This window comes from Gaetbulibacter sp. S0825, assembly GCF_011777505.1.
Classification (GTDB): domain Bacteria; phylum Bacteroidota; class Bacteroidia; order Flavobacteriales; family Flavobacteriaceae; genus Pontimicrobium.
The window spans coordinates 183,045-199,649 of sequence record NZ_JAATJT010000003.1 but is presented as its reverse complement, the minus strand read 5'-3'; the positions used below and the strand labels follow the sequence as shown (position 1 = coordinate 199,649).

Here is a 16,605-nt window from a genome sequence, read left to right as displayed (position 1 = left end):
ATTACAATGTTTTTTGAGCAGATAAATAAGCTAGCTTTTCTTTAGCAAAGGTAATGAGTTCCTTAAAAAAAGAAGTGAATTCTTTCTCAAATTCTTCATAGAACTCTTCAAGTTCGTTTACAGCTAAATTCATTTGTGATCTGTTGTGAGTTCTTCGATTCATGCCTTCTAAAATCTTTGCAATCCCTTCAATTGAGGCATAACTCAACAGCCAATTATTGGTAATCATATAAGGCATCATTTTTTGAATGCGTAAAGGTATAATATCGAAATTGTCTTCTAACGAATCGTAAAAATGTTCAACATATTTGTCCAACGGAACATCGCAATAGCTTTTCCAATTTTTAGCTAAAAAATGGTCATACAAAATATCTACAATCACGCCAGAATAGTGACTGTATTTTTCATGTAATCGTTTTGTACTTTTTCTTACGGTTGGATGCGCATCAGTATACGTGTCTATTTCGCGATGAAGTAGAATGCCAATTTGCAATTCTCTACGGTATTTTCGGTATTCTTTTCCTTTAATACCATCAGCCATAAAATTACCAATGGTTACTAAATCGCTATCGCCTGAGAGATAAATATGTGCTAAAAAATTCATTGGTCGAATTTACAAATTCGTAACGAGGAATACGGTTTTGAAATATTATATTTGTTCAAAATATAAACATATATGACACTTATAAAATCTATATCAGGAATTCGAGGTACCATTGGTGGGCAAGTAGGAGAGAATTTAACACCTATCGATGCGGTTAAATTCGCATCGGCTTATGGTATGTGGATTAAGCAACAGCGCAAAAAGGAACACTACAGAGTCGTAGTGGGGCGTGATGCAAGAATTTCTGGCGAAATGATTCAGAACCTGGTAACGAATACGCTTGTTGGTATGGGAATTCACGTGATAGACGTTGGTTTGTCTACCACGCCAACGGTTGAAGTTGCAGTACCTATGGAGCATGCAGATGGAGGTATTATATTAACGGCAAGCCACAATCCTAAACAATGGAATGCCCTAAAGCTATTAAACCATAAAGGTGAGTTTTTAAATGGTGCAGATGGTGAAGAGATTTTAAGATTGGCAGAATCTGATGATATTACCTTTAGCGATGTTGATAGTTTAGGTAAAATCACAATTAACGACGCATATATAGATATGCATATTGATGAAGTATTAAAACTGCCATTAGTAAACAAAAAAGCAATTGAAAAAGCAAAGTTTAAAGTGGTAGTAGATGGTGTTAATTCTACAGGAGGTATTGCTATTCCTTTGTTGTTAGATAGATTGGGCGTGCATGCTGTAAAATTGTATTGTGACCCAACTGGACACTTTCCGCATAATCCAGAACCTTTAAAAGAACATTTAACAGACTTATCGGAAAAAGTGGTTAAAGAACATGCTGATTTTGGTATTGTGGTCGACCCTGATGTAGATAGATTAGCCTTTGTAAGCGAAGATGGAGAAATGTTTGGTGAAGAATACACCTTAGTCGCTTGTACCGATTATGTGTTGAGCCATACACCTGGAAATACGGTTAGCAATATGAGTTCTACTCGTGCGCTTCGTGATGTCACAGAAAAACATGGAGGCACTTATGAAGCAAGTGCTGTAGGTGAAGTAAATGTGGTGGAGTTAATGAAAAAGAATAACGCCATTATTGGTGGTGAAGGTAATGGAGGTATTATCTATCCAGAATTGCATTACGGAAGAGATGCTTTAGTAGGTGTAGCGTTGTTTTTAAGCTTATTGGCAGATAAAAAAATGAGAGTTAGTGAGTTGCGAAAAACGTATCCATCCTATTTTATGAGTAAGAATAAAATACAGTTAACACCAGGTTTGGATGTTGATGGCGTTTTAAAAGAAATGGAAGCACGTTATGCTCATGAAAACATTACCACTATTGATGGTGTAAAAATAGATTTCCCAGAGAATTGGGTGCATTTACGCAAAAGTAATACGGAGCCTATTATTAGAATTTATACCGAAGCAACATCGCAACAAGAAGCAGATGATTTGGCGACTAAAATTATGGGTGAGATTAAGGAAATTGCAGGTATAAATTAATTTTTAATAATTATGCATTGTAACAATAATTGAAAATTACTACTAATTAGATAGATTGAATATTGTATGAAAAATAATTATATAGCTTCAAGCTTAATTTTTGGAGCAGGCATAGGAATTAGTATTGGAGTAGCAACAAATAGTCTTGCAGTTGGATTATCTATAGGTATTGGAACAGCTTTGTCTTTTGCGGCAGCTATTAGAAACGAAAGTAGAAAGTGTAGAAGAAAAAAAACTAATTAAATCTTCAAAATATTTATTGAAACTCTTCAGGAACATTATCCTTATGCTTCCAACGTTTATGCGTCCATAAGTAATACTCGGGCGCTGTTTTAATTTGTGCTTCAACTAACTTATGAAAGGCATCAGTTAAATCATAATCTTTAAAATCTTTAGGAGTTTTAGTTATCGTGCTGAAAGTGGCTTCATAAAACCCTCTTTTTACTTTTTTTATTGCCATAAAAACTATTGGTAAATCCAATCGTTTGGCAAGCATTTCAGAACCTGTATAACAAGGTACTTTCACTCCCATAAATTCTGTCCAGTGATAAGCTTTATTTAGTTTTGGCGATTGGTCGGCTGCCATTCCGCATAAAAAAAGTTCATTGTTCTTTTTTGACTGAACAAGCTTAGGGATAATTTCTTTAGTAGGTATTAAAAAAGTGTTGTATTTTCCTCTTACACGCTTAACTAATTTGTCAAAGTAGGGGTTTCGTAATCTTTTGTAAACACCATAACCAATAAAATCGATGTGTTTTTGTAAGCTCATGGACCATTCCCAACTCGCATAATGGCCACACATAAGTATAATACTTTGTTTAGATGCTTCGTATTGTTTAAGCTCCTCAATATTGGTAACTTTAAAGCGTTTTAGTATTTCTTTTTCCGAAATAGTAAGCGACTTAATCGCCTCAAACATCATGTCGCAAAAATGATGATAAAATTTCTTCGAAATACGATTTATGTCTTGTTCGCTTTTTTTTGGAAACACTAATTTAAGATTGTCTTTTACTACCTTTTTTCTATAGCCAATTATATAGTAGAGTAATACATAAACACCATCAGATAGTATATATAAAACCCTAAGTGGAAGTACTGAAATAATCCATAAAACAGGATAAATTATTATGTAAGCTAGAAGTTGCAAATGCTTAATTGTTTTGGCAAATATATGTTATATTTCTTCTTCAAAAACTAAATTCAGTTTAATAAAATGTACTAAATTTAGTTTTGCTTCAGTAACTACTTCGTTAATCCATAAATTTTTTTCATTTGATTTTTGATAATTTCCAAATGAAAAAAATCATGTACTTTTGGCTTTTTACGTTTATACCTTATGTTTGATTTAAAAGCTATTACAATTATTATTATTGGTGCAAATATTTTAGTCTCCTTAAAAGGCTTTAATGACTTTTCTTTTTTTGAAAAATACAAGTTCAATATTGGAGGTATACGAAGAGGTGAACAAGTGCGAATGCTAAGCTCTGGCTTTTTACATGTAGATGAGATGCATTTGTTTTTTAATATGTTTACACTTTACTTTTTCGCAAATCCTGTATTACAATTAGGTACTTTTAATTTTGTACTAATATATTTTGGAAGTTTGGTTTTTGGTAATCTTTTATCCTTTTATTTTCATAAAAATGAATATCATTATAGTGCAGTAGGAGCGAGTGGAGCAGTAACAGGAATTTTATATGCTGCTATTTTATTAAATCCTGGAATGAAGCTGTATATGTTTTTTATTCCAATTCCAATTCCAGCCTATTTGTTTGGAATAGGTTATTTGTTGTATTCCATTTACGGAATGAAAAAGAGAATCGGCAACATAGGTCACGACGCCCATTTTGGAGGTGCTATTGGTGGTTATGTGATTACCTTGATTTTAGCGCCTTGGTTGTTTACAGAGCATTTACTTATGGTAATTCTATTAGCAATACCTATTGTAATACTGTATGTGATGCGAAAAACAGGAAGGATATAAACTAAAAAAACCTTCAACCTTGAAGGCTTTTTTATTAATCTAACATTGAAGCTATCTGTTTTTCTAGAGCACTTCCACGTAGTTTTTTTGCAACAATTTTACCATTTTCGTCTAGTATAAAAGACGCTGGAATAGAATTTATGTTATACATTCTTGCAACTGGATCATTAAAGTATTGTAAACTACCTACATGATGCCAGTTTAAGTTGTCGTCCTCTATGGCTTTTTTCCATCGTTCTTTATGTCCTGGTCTATCTAAAGATACGCCAATAATTTCTAAGCCTTTATCTTTATATTTCTCGTAAACCCTTACAATATTTGGATTTTCACGTCTGCATGGTCCACACCAAGACGCCCAAAATTCTATAATAGTAGCTTTTCCTTTAATATCGTTTAACGAAATCATTTCACCATCTATAGAAGGTGACGTAAAGTTTGGTGCTATTTTACCAATGTTAAGGTTAGCGCTTGCTTCAATGATTTCTATTTCGCCTTTTATTTTAGCTCCAATAGATTTATAGGCAGCATTCTTATTAATTAAAGGTTGTAAAGCTTTGTAGTTGTTTTTTAGTTTTTCTAGATTGATGTCTGGATTCGTAATCTGGGTTTCAAGCAATAATAATGAAAAATCTGATTTAGGGTTGTTTGCAATAAAATCCATACCAAATGCATCTAATTCAGCAGTTATCTCTCTTGCTTTTGCAATAATTTTATTTCTTTCTTCTTGCGTTGTGGCTTTTCTATACTCATCATTTAAACCGTTAATTGCTGAACCCTTTTTTCTGTATTCAGTTTTATAAGAATTATAATCTTCGTTGTTCTTCGAACCAATAATAGGTGAATAAAATAAGCTGTCTTTGTTAATGTTTATTGTAATTTTTCCAGATTCTAAAACAAACGGTAAACTACCATTTACACTATTTATAGTAATGGTTTTTATTGAAGGATTTGCAACTTTTCCTTGAAATATAAATTCTTCATTCATAACAATAGCAGTATCTATGGTAACTTGTCTATTGTTTTCAACAGAATTTATATAAGCTCTAAGGCCATTAACAACACCTTTAGCAGTACCTTTAATTTCGTAGGAATTAGGAGCAAGAGGCTCTTGTTCGTTAGTTTTACAACTGTAATTTAATATTACTAAGACCAAAAGTAGGATTGTCTTTTTCATTTTCTATATTTTTTCACAAATATACATCGATTTTGTTTTCTTTTAAATTTATGTAGACGACTTACGCTATAATCAGACAATATGTATAAAGTCCGTTGTCAATTTCCTATTTTTGCTTAAAATTTAGATTAGGTGACAAATAACGATACTATAATTGCATTAGCAACGCCTTCAGGTGCTGGAGCCATCTCTGTTATAAGGGTTTCTGGTAAAGACGCTATTAGCATAGTTAATAATAGCTTTAGGTCTGTTAAAAAACAGAAGTCGCTTATTGACCAGAAAACTCACACCATTCATTTAGGGCATATTTTAAAGGATGGTAAAGAATTAGATGAGGTGTTGGTTTCGGTTTTTAAAAACCCAAATTCTTATACAGGTGAAAATGTTATTGAAATATCGTGTCACGGAAGCCCATATATACAGCAAGAAATCATTCAGTTATTTTTAAGGAATGGTTGCAGAATTGCAAATCCTGGAGAATTTACCTTAAGAGCATTTTTAAACGGAAAATTAGATTTAAGTCAAGCCGAAGCTGTAGCAGATTTAATTGCGAGTGATAATGAGGCATCGCATCAAGTGGCCATACAGCAAATGCGTGGAGGATTTAGTAATGAGATTAAAGCCCTACGCGATGAGCTTATGAATTTTGCTTCTTTAATTGAGTTGGAATTGGATTTTGCTGAAGAAGATGTAGAGTTTGCTAATCGCGACCAATTTAAAGACTTAATTGAGCGCATTACGAAAGTTTTAAAACACCTCATAGACTCTTTCGCTGTTGGGAATGTGATAAAAAATGGCATTCCAGTAGCTATTGTTGGTGAGCCAAATGTTGGTAAATCGACTTTACTTAATGCATTGCTTAACGAAGAAAAAGCGATTGTAAGCGATATAGCTGGAACGACAAGAGATGCCATTGAGGACGAATTAACCATAGGTGGTATTGGTTTTAGATTTATTGATACAGCAGGTATTAGAGACACAAAAGATGTGGTTGAAAGTATCGGTATTAAAAAAACCTTCGAGAAAATAGACCAATCGCAAGTGGTTATATATTTGTTTGATAGTGCAACAAGTATTACTAACTTAGGAATTGTACTTATTGAAATTGAAAAAATCAAAAACAGACATCCACAAAAACCATTAATCATCATTGCCAATAAAATTGATAGGTTGGATGACATACAATTGGCAGAACTTACCAACAATATTTCTGAAGCTATCTTGCTTTCGGCCAAAACAGGTTTTGGAGTAGAGGAGTTAACCAATAAACTATTGAGTCTTATCAATACAGGAGCTTTAAGAAACAATGATACTATAGTCACTAATTCTCGTCATTACGATGCGCTTTTAAAAGCCTTAGAAGAAATTCAAAAAGTTAAGCAAGGCATGGATTCAAATCTTTCTGGAGACTTATTAGCTATAGATATTAGACAAGCCTTGTACCATTTTGGTGAAATTACAGGAGAGATTACTAGTGATGATCTTTTAGGGAACATTTTTGCTAATTTCTGTATCGGAAAATAGCTTTTTAAACGCTACAATTACTATACAATTTCTGTTTAAAGCCCTGTAGATCCTATAGTAAATAAATTTCGTACCTTAACAACTTTAATAATTGGCCTAGGCATGAGAAGTGTTTTTCGATTAATATTTACTATTCTTTTAGTTGTTCCAGTGCTTTCTTTTTCACAAGAATTACCACCTATTAATGGATATGCACCAAATACTTATAACGCTGGAAGACAAAACTGGTCTATTACTCAAACAGATGATAAAAACTTATACTTTGCAAATAACAAGGGATTACTAGAGTTTAATGGAGAGAAGTGGAGATTGTATGAATCTCCAAATGAATCTATTATGAGATCTGTTATAGCTACTGAAAATAGAATATATTCTGGATGCTATATGGAGTTTGGATTTTGGATAAGAGATTATTACGGACAATTAAATTATACTTCTCTAGCTAAAAAGTTAGATATTCCATTAAAAGAAGATGAAGAATTTTGGAATATTATTGATTTTGAAGAAAACATATTATTTCAATCTCTTGATAGAATCTATATTTATAATATTGTTGATGAAACATTCAATATTATAGATTCTAATTCCAGAATCACTAAAGTTTTCAATCTCAATGATGCGATTTTTTTTCAGCGTATAAATGACGGCATTTATAAAATTGAAAATGGTAAGGATATTCTATTCACAAATGATTCTAGTATAGTTAATGAAGAGGTAATTAATATGTTTCAGTATGATGATGATTTATTAATTCAAACACAAAACAAAGGGATTTTCACTTTTAACAATAACCAATTAAAAGAATGGGATGTTTCACAAAGTAATAATTTATCTAGTTTAAGTGTGTACAACAGCACTCGTCTTGAAAATGGAAGTTTTGTTTTTGGAACTATTTCAAATGGCTTAGTTTATCTAAATAATGGTACTATATCTTATAACATAAATCAAAAAGAAGGATTACTAAATAATACCGTATTGGCTGTTTTTGAAGATGTTGATAACAATATCTGGTTAGGTTTGGATAATGGTATTAATAGCTTGAATATTAATTCTCCTTTTAGAATTTATTACGATAATGTAGGCTCATTAGGTTCTGTTTATGTTTCAGCGGAGCACAATAATATTTTGTATTTAGGAACTAATCAAGGCCTGTTTTACAAAAATCTTTCAGCTATTAATAGTGATTTTCAATTTATTAGTGGTACTAAAGGCCAAGTTTGGAGTCTAGAAGTTATTGATAACACGTTATTCTGTGGGCATAATTCAGGAACTTTTTTAATAAATAGAAATTCTGCTACTAAAATTTCAGAAGAACAAGGAATTTGGAATTTAAAACAGATACAGCATTCAACAAACCTCATTCTTCAAGGAGGCTATAATGGGTTATCTGTTTTAGAAAAAAAGAATGGTAGATGGACTTATAGAAATAAAATTAATGGATTTGACATATCGTCTCGATTTGTTGAAGTATATAACCTAGATAATATTTTAATTAGCCATGAATACAAAGGTGTATTTAAATTAAAAGTGACTAATAATTATAAAGAGCTAATTGAAATAGAAGAGTTGAGTGTAGAAAAGGGTATAGGCTCTAGTCTTGCTAGTTATAATGAAGATATTTATTATGCTTATAAAGATGGTGTATTTAAATTTAATTTTTCAAGTGAAGAATTTACTAAAGACAATGAGCTTAGTGAAATTTATAACGATGATAGTTATATATCTGGCAAATTAATGTTTGATGAAGATTCTAATTCCTTAATCGCGTTATCCAAAACACATATAAGTTTTATTTCTCCAAGTAAATTGAGCTCAAAACCTAGTATTGATAAAGTCTACTTGCCTTCCAATTTAGGTGATAAGGTATCTAGTTATGAAAGTGTTTTAAATCTTGGTAACGAGCAGTATTTATTTGGTACTTCAAGAGGTTATATTGTAATAGATTTAAATAAAAAATCAAAAATCAAAGATTATCAAGTTACTTTAGACATAATAGAAAATAGCAGAAGTAAAGAACAAGACAGTCTCAAAGTTGTTGATAAGTCAGAAAGTGGAGTATTTGAAAATCAACAGCACAATTTCAAGTTTTCGTTTAGTGTGGCAGACTATTCAAAATTCAACATTAAAGAATATCAATATAAATTAGAAGGCATCTATGATTCTTGGAGCGCTTGGTCTACAAATTCTTCAGAGTTTTTTGAAAATTTACCCTATGGTAATTATACATTTAAAGTAAGGGGCAAAGTAGGAGATACTGTTACAAATAATGAAGCGTCTTATTCGTTTAAAGTAAAACGACCTTTATTACTTTCTAATTTAGCTATTACCATTTATGCATTACTATTTTTGTTGTTAATAATACTAACACATAATATTTATAAATCGTATTATAAAAAACAAAGAGAAAAACTATTGTATAAAGCACAAAGGGAATTGGCGCTTAAAGAACTTGAAAACAAACAGCAATTAATGAATTACAAGAATGAGCGTCTTGAACAAGATATTAATAATAAGAATAGAGAATTAGCAATCTCTACAATGAGTTTGATAAAAAAGAATGAGTTTTTAAATAACATTAAAAACGAATTAAAAACTACGAAAGATGGCAATTCGTCGTATGTGGTTAAATTAATCGACAAAAACTTAAACAATACAGATGATTGGAAATTATTTGAAGAAGCCTTCAATAATGCAGACAAGGATTTTCTAAAGAAAATGAAAGAGATTCACCCAAAACTTACTTCAAATGACTTGCGCTTGTGTGCTTATTTAAGACTTAATCTATCTTCAAAAGAAATAGCTCCATTACTAAACATATCACATAAAAGTGTTGAAGTTAAGCGATATCGATTGCGTAAAAAAATGGGATTAGCTCACGAATCAAGTCTAACAAATTATATTTTAGAAGTATAGTAACTTAACAAAACTTAAAAACACCACAACATTACCACTACAGGCATTGTTTTAGCTTAATACATCACAAATAATTAAACATTGTAAACTCGTTAGTTTTATTACCTTTTATTGATAAATTCACAATTTTTAGGCGTTTTTTTTATTATGTATGTTTTTTGTTTAGGTGTTATTTACAGATTTAATAAATCATATCTTTAGTTTTATAGAGTTCGGAAATCATACACAACTTTTTTTGTTAAACCTATTAGGAAAACAAAAAAACTTAACAAAAATGTGTGAGCTATAAAACTTAATTTATATGAAAGGAATTTTAGGAATACTAATTACATTGTTTGGGGTAATAACAATTAGTGCCCAAACTTTAGATGTAAAAGGAACTGTTCTTGATGAAACTGGAATGCCAATTCCAGGAGTAAACATTATCGTAAAAGGAACATCCAAAGGAGCTTCAACAGATTTTGATGGTAATTTCAATTTGAAAGACGTATCAGTAGGGTCTGTTTTATCATTTAGTTACATAGGGTATGTAACTTATGAAGTTGCTGTTAATGACAACTCAGTTTTAAATATTCAATTGCAACCAGATGTGGCTCAATTGGATGAAGTAGTTGTAATTGGTTATGGAACCCAAACCAAGAAAGAAATTACAGGAGCTGTTTCTGTGGTGTCAAGTGAGACCATAGAGAAATTAAAACCAACACGTATTGAACAAGCTTTACAAGGTCAAGTAGCAGGTGTAAATATTACAACCAATTCTGGATCTCCAGGTGGTGGTTCAACTATTAGTATTAGAGGTGTATCTACAAACGGAGATAGTCGTCCATTAATTCTAGTAGATGGTAATGTTGTAGAAGATCTTAGTGTTGTGAATCCTAATGATATTGAGACTATAAACATTCTTAAGGATGCTACTGCTGGAATATATGGTGTAAGAGCTGCTAATGGAGTTATTCTTATAACTACAAAGACTGGGCGTAAAGAAATGCCATTAACTATAGAATATAATGCATATGGAGGCTTTCAGCAAACAACACGTAAAATTCCAGTATTAAATGCAACACAATATGGTGTAATAGTTAATGAGGCATATGCTGCAGGTGGAGGCACACCTCCTTTTCCAGACTTGTCTATTTTAGGTGTTGGAACTGATTGGCAAGATGAAGTATTTGAATCGGCTCCAATTATGAATCATAGTATCACATTTAAAGGTGGTAAGGAAAAGTCATCATATTCATTTAGTTCTTCATTTTTAACTCAAGATGGTATTGTTGGTGGTAAGAAATCAAATTTTACACGTGTAACAAATAGTGCAAGTTATAATTTAGACTTCTTAGAAAATTTTAAGTTTAAATCAGGTCTTACTCTTACAGGAATAAATAGTCAAGGTTTGCCAGAAAACGCATTAGGTTCTGTACTTTTTAATGCTTTAAATATGGCACCTAATATTCCAGTAAGAAACGAAAATGGTGAGTTTTCATTAGCTGACGGATTAGGTGCAGAAGTTATTAATCCAGTAGCTCAAATGGCTAACACATATAATAGAAATAGAGTCATGAAGTTTAATGGTTTTGGAGGTTTGTCATATAATTTTTTAGATCATTTTACCGCAGAAGCTAATTTTCAATTTAATTATGCCGAAGTATCGAGCTTCTCATTCGATCCAATTGATTATTATGGTAGTGGAAAAGTTTTTAATACTCAAAGAAGTGGCGTTTTTGAAGGGTTTAATATTTTTAGAGACTATACTTTTGATGGATTTATTAAATACCAAAATACATTTAATGACGTCCACAAACTTGATGTACTCTTAGGGACTTCTGTTTTTAAAACTACAGGAATGTTTTCTGGAGCTACTGCCTCTGATATAAAGAATAATGATATACGTTATGCTTCAGTAGAAGAAGGATCAGAACAACAAGATATATATGCAGAAAGAGGTAGTAACCCTAAATTTGATGGTAGATTATTATCTTATTTTGCACGATTGCAGTATGATTATAAAGGAAAATATTTATTATCCGCAGTAGTGCGTAGAGATGGTTCAACAAGATTTGGGCCAGGTAATAAATTTGGTGTTTTTCCTTCTGGATCTATTGGATGGGTTGTTTCAGATGAAGAATTTATGAATGATAATAATTTCTTTGATTTATTAAAACTTAGAGGCTCTTACGGAGTTTTAGGTAATGATAGAATTGGAGATTATAGATTTGTATCATTATTGACTGGGGAAGGGACCTATTTTTTCGGAGGAAATGATCGTGAAAACGAAATCTTTGGAATAGCAAGTGGACCAATTTCTAACCCACAAATTAAGTGGGAAAAACAAAAAACATTAGATATAGGTGTTGATTTGCGCATTTTAAATAATAAAGTAGATATCACTGCTGATTATTTTAAAAAGAGAACAGAAGATTTATTAGTCTCACCTCAAATATCTGGACTTTTAGGAACAGGAGCGCCGCCATTTGTTAATGCAGGAGTTGTTGAAAATAAAGGTCTTGAGTTTGCCATTGGTTATTCAGATGATCTAAGTGAAAACTTCAAGTTTAACATAAAGTATAATGTTACCACTTTAAAAAATGAAGTTCTCGAAGTAAGTGGAGAAGGTGAATATCTTGAAGGCGGTGGTTTTGGTATTTCACAACCTGCTATATCTAGAATGGAAGCAGGGTTTCCAATGGGTTATTTTATTGGTTACCAAACCGATGGGGTTTTTCAAAACCAATCAGAAGTTGATAATTCCGCAGTTACTAAACTTGGAGCACGTCCAGGAGATTTAAAATTTGTTGATCAAAATGGAGATGGAGTTATAGATTTGGACGATAGAGTAAATCTAGGTAATCCAATACCAGATGCAACAATGGGTCTTAACATATCTTTTGATTATAAAAACTTTGATTTCTCAGCATATACGTTTGCATCAATTGGGAATGATATTGTACGAAATTATGAACGTAACCAGCAATTAGTGAATAAGCCAATTTGGTATTTAGATCGTTGGACTGGAGAAGGTACTAATAACTACTCACCACTACATACAATTGGAGCGACTTCTAACACAGTTTTTTCTGACTTTTATGTAGAGGACGGTTCATTTGTAAGATTACAAAATATACAATTAGGATATACTTTTTCTGATGGTGTATTAAAAAACCCTAAAATAAGCAAGTTTAGAATTTATGTTTCAGCTAGTAACGTATTTACATTAACTGAATATAAAGGATATGATCCTACTATTGGCAATGGGGCTCCAATTGGAGGCGGAATTGATAATGGATTTTATCCAAGTGCTAGTACATTTTTATTGGGTCTTAACGTAAAATTTTAATTAAGTATTATGAAAAATTTAAAAATTATATTTTATCTCTTTACATTTTTAATAGTGTTTTCATGTAGTGATGATTTTGTGGAAGTTGATTCAGAAGATCAAAATTCAGAAAGCTTTTTTAATACCGAAGAGGATTATCAACTTGCACTTGTAGCGGCATACGATTATTTACAAACAACAGCAAAATTTTATCAATTTGCAGAGATAGCTTCAGACAACACATTATGTGGAGGAGAGAGTGCTACAGATTCACCATATATTCAACAAATAGACGATATGATTCACTCAGCCGATGGTCAGAGTGATGGTGGTTTAAGAACTATGTGGCAATGGATGTACGAAGCTGTAAACCGTTGTAATTATATTATGGAATTTCAAGACAAAACAGATTTTTCCAATAAAACCAGCGTTATTGCTCAAACAAGATTCTTAAGAGCTTATTATAACTTTATTTTGGTAAAATGGTGGGGAGATGTTCCAATGCTTGTTGATAAACGCATACAATTTGGAGACCAGTTTACTATTGATAGAACGCCAAAAGAAGATGTTTATGCTTTAATTGAAGATGATTTAATCTTTGCTGCAGCCAATTTACCATATGTACAAAATCAAACAGGTAGAGTTACTAAAGGTGCTGCACAAGGAATGCTTGGTAAAGTATATTTATATCAAGATAAGTTTGAAGAAGCTGCGACAGTTTTGGAAGACTTAATTAATAGTGGACCTCATCGCTTGTTAACATCTGCAGAGTACCCTAATATGTTTGAACGCGATTATGAAAATAACATAGAATCTGTTTTTGAAATACAGTATTCAGATGTTGATGGTGGAAGTTTTGAGTGCTTCCAATGTCTTGAAGGTAACTATTCAGTGTATTTCAATGGACCAAGAGGGTTTGTAGATGCTGCTGAAAAGTTTGATTCTGGCTATAGTTTTAATGTGCCCGTTCAAGAAGTAGTAGATGCTTTTGAGCCTGGAGATTTACGTTATGAAACTTCTATACTAGACATGGAACAGTATATTATTGATAATCCAGGATCTAGTTGGAGTGGAGATGGGTACGAACAAACAGGTTATTTCAATAGAAAATATATAGCACGTTTAGGAGATTTAAATATTGGTGATGCAGCGTTGACCAATCCTGATAATTACCGAGCCTTAAGGTTTGCAGATGTATTATTAATGGCAGCCGAAGCTTTAAATAGGGGTAATATTAGTGATGCAAGAGCACAAGGGTATTTAAACCAAGTGCGTAATCGAGCAATGCTTCCCTCTGTAAGTACTACAGGAGCTAATTTAACTAACGATATCTATAAAGAGCGTCGTGTAGAGTTAGTAGGTGAAGGGCATCGTTTCTTTGATTTGGTAAGAACAGGAAAAGCTGCTCAAGAAATTGATGGGTTTGTTTCTGGTAAGCATGAACTTTTTCCAATTCCAATCGAGGAAATTCAATTATCTGGAAATAGATGGGCACAAAACCCAGGATATTAAAAAAAATTATTATGAAAAAAATTAAATTTATATTCGGTTCGCTTTTCGCAATGCTTTTAATTTGGAATTGCGCAGATGACGACAATCTAAACTTTTTAGATGATGTAGTTGCACCATCTAATGTAACAGCCTTAATGCAGGTAACACAAGATAATACAGGGTTAGTTACTATTACACCAAATGCCGTTGGTGCATCATTATTTAATATTGTTTTTGGAGATGGAAATGAAACTCCAGAGGAAGTTGTTTCTGGTGAATCTATTACACACACTTACGAAGAGGGTAGTTATACTGTAAGCATTGAAGCAGTTGGTATTACTGGTTTAAAGACAGTCTCGACGATGCCTTTAGTTGTTTCTTTTAAGGCTCCAGAGAATTTAGATATTGTTATTGAAAATGATATTGCTATCTCTAAACAGGTTAATGTAACAGCAAATGCCGATTTTGCAATATCTTATGAGGTGTATTTTGGGGAACCAGGAAATGATGATCCTTTAGTAGCTAACATTGGAGAAACAGTATCTTATACTTACCAAGATTCAGGAACATATACAATTAGAACTGTGGTTATGGGAGCGGCAATTGAAACGACAGAATATGTAGAAGAATTTGTTGTAACCGAAATTTTGCAACCTATAGCACCAGCTCCATCTCAGCCTAATAGAGATACACAAGATGTGATTTCAATATTTAGTTCTACATATACTGATGTATCAGGAACTAATTATTTTCCAGATTGGGGACAAGGAGGTCAAGGTAGTAGTTGGGCTTTATTCGATTTGAATGGAGATGAGATGTTACAATACATTAATTTAAGCTACCAAGGGATTGCTCTCGCAGATGGGACATCTGTTGATGTTTCAGGAATGGAGTTCTTGCATATGGATGTTTGGACTTCTGGAGATACTTCAAGAATTGAAACATCGCTAATTAATAATACTCCTGGTGGCGCTACAGAAGCACCTGTATGGAGTGATTTAACTGCAGGAGAATGGACAACAATAGAAATACCTATTTCAGATTATACAGATCAAGGACTTACAGTTACTGATATTTTTCAATTAAAATTAGTTGGAGATCCTTGGGCAGCTGGAACGGTGTTTGTTGATAACATTTATTTCTTTAAGCCATCAACTGTAGCTACAGTCCCAGAATATAATGCACCTTCCCCTACATACGGTGCTGGAGATGTGATATCAATTTTTAGCGATAGTTATACGAGTGTTGGTATAAGCGAATTAAACCCTAATTGGGGGCAAACAACAACCTTAACACCTGTAGATATTAATGGAAATAATATTTGGTTGTACGAAGCTTTAAATTATACAGGAATTGTAACAGACTATGGAAATCCTACAAACTTATCAGGAATGGATTACCTACACTTTGATTATTTCACACCAGATGTAACTCCGTTAGGGTTTAAAATTGTGAATACTGTTGTAGGGCAAGAAGATATTGTTTGGGTTTCTACTGTTGGTGAACCAGGAGTAAGAGGAACATGGGTAAGTGTTACGATTCCATTAGATGATTTTGCTATTGATAGATCTGGAGTAACTCAATTATTATTTGATACAGCTGGAGGCAGTGCGAAAGTGTATGTAGACAATCTATACTTCTATTCTGAAACTGGAGGGCAACCAACAGTAGAGGCGCCAGTACCCACCATTGATGCTAGTGATGTCATGTCGATATTTAGTGATAGTTATACAAGTGTTGGAATAAGTGAATTAAATCCTAATTGGGGACAAACAACAACATTGACACCTATAAATATTGGAGGGAATAACATTTGGCAATACGACTTACTAAATTATACAGGTATTGTAACAGATTATGGTAATCCAACAAATTTATCTGGAATGAAATATGTTCACTTCGATTATTGGACTCCAGATGCAACAGTTTTAGGATTAAAAATAGTGAATACAGTTATTGGTGAAGAAGATATCGAATTTGTATCAAATATAGTGACAGGTACATGGGTGAGTGTTACTATTCCTTTAGGCGATTACGATATAGACCCTTCAGGAGTAACACAGCTGCTTTTTGATACAACTGGGGCAAGTGCTACTGTTTATATTGATAACCTTTATTTTCATAATTAGAAAAAATAAATC

General features: G+C 32.4%; 11 protein-coding genes. 8 read left to right on the top strand and 3 right to left on the bottom strand.

Going from position 1 to position 16,605, the window contains the following annotated elements; genetic code table 11:
- Position 1: 1 nt before the first annotated feature.
- A complete protein-coding gene (locus HB672_RS11975) occupies positions 2 to 604 on the bottom strand; it encodes an acyl carrier protein phosphodiesterase (protein ID WP_167769766.1) in 603 nt (200 codons plus the stop codon).
- Positions 605 to 676: 72 nt separating this feature from the next.
- Here HB672_RS11975 and glmM point away from each other — a divergent pair, with 72 nt between their 5' ends.
- Both glmM and HB672_RS11965 read left to right on the top strand, forming a co-directional pair.
- Positions 677 to 2,068, top strand: a complete 1,392-nt coding sequence (gene glmM, locus HB672_RS11970) for a phosphoglucosamine mutase (protein WP_167769765.1) — start codon at positions 677 to 679, stop codon at positions 2,066 to 2,068.
- Between the two features lie 66 nt (positions 2,069 to 2,134).
- Complete coding sequence (locus HB672_RS11965; RefSeq protein WP_167769597.1) at positions 2,135 to 2,311, top strand: hypothetical protein; 177 nt, start codon at positions 2,135 to 2,137, stop codon at positions 2,309 to 2,311.
- A gap of 13 nt (positions 2,312 to 2,324) precedes the next feature.
- Here the strand turns inward: HB672_RS11965 and HB672_RS11960 are convergent, their stop codons facing one another.
- Positions 2,325 to 3,224, bottom strand: a complete 900-nt coding sequence (locus HB672_RS11960; protein WP_167770197.1) for a lysophospholipid acyltransferase family protein — start codon at positions 3,222 to 3,224, stop codon at positions 2,325 to 2,327.
- A gap of 180 nt (positions 3,225 to 3,404) precedes the next feature.
- Between HB672_RS11960 and HB672_RS11955 the strand changes: the two genes are divergently transcribed.
- Positions 3,405 to 4,052, top strand: coding sequence for a rhomboid family intramembrane serine protease (locus tag HB672_RS11955; protein ID WP_167769764.1), 648 nt, complete (start codon positions 3,405 to 3,407; stop codon positions 4,050 to 4,052).
- 34 nt (positions 4,053 to 4,086) lie between these two features.
- Here HB672_RS11955 and HB672_RS11950 read toward each other — a convergent pair whose 3' ends face one another.
- Positions 4,087 to 5,226: a TlpA disulfide reductase family protein gene (locus tag HB672_RS11950; protein ID WP_167769763.1), complete on the bottom strand. Its 1,140-nt coding sequence runs from the start codon at positions 5,224 to 5,226 to the stop codon at positions 4,087 to 4,089.
- 132 nt (positions 5,227 to 5,358) lie between these two features.
- Here HB672_RS11950 and mnmE point away from each other — a divergent pair, with 132 nt between their 5' ends.
- The 5 genes from mnmE (at position 5,359) to HB672_RS11925 (ending at position 16,593) form a co-directional block, all read left to right on the top strand.
- On the top strand, positions 5,359 to 6,750 hold the full coding sequence (gene mnmE / locus HB672_RS11945) for a tRNA uridine-5-carboxymethylaminomethyl(34) synthesis GTPase MnmE (protein WP_167769762.1): 1,392 nt from the start codon (positions 5,359 to 5,361) through the stop codon (positions 6,748 to 6,750).
- Between the two features lie 102 nt (positions 6,751 to 6,852).
- Entirely contained in the window at positions 6,853 to 9,663 is a 2,811-nt protein-coding gene (locus HB672_RS11940; RefSeq protein ID WP_167769761.1) for a triple tyrosine motif-containing protein, read from the top strand.
- A gap of 301 nt (positions 9,664 to 9,964) precedes the next feature.
- Positions 9,965 to 12,994 (top strand): TonB-dependent receptor, encoded by a 3,030-nt coding sequence (locus tag HB672_RS11935; RefSeq protein WP_167769760.1) that lies wholly within the window; start codon positions 9,965 to 9,967, stop codon positions 12,992 to 12,994.
- Positions 12,995 to 13,003: 9 nt separating this feature from the next.
- Positions 13,004 to 14,485, top strand: coding sequence for a RagB/SusD family nutrient uptake outer membrane protein (locus tag HB672_RS11930; protein WP_167769759.1), 1,482 nt, complete (start codon positions 13,004 to 13,006; stop codon positions 14,483 to 14,485).
- 11 nt (positions 14,486 to 14,496) lie between these two features.
- Complete coding sequence (locus tag HB672_RS11925) at positions 14,497 to 16,593, top strand: hypothetical protein (protein WP_167769758.1); 2,097 nt, start codon at positions 14,497 to 14,499, stop codon at positions 16,591 to 16,593.
- The last annotated feature ends 12 nt before the right edge of the window (positions 16,594 to 16,605 follow it).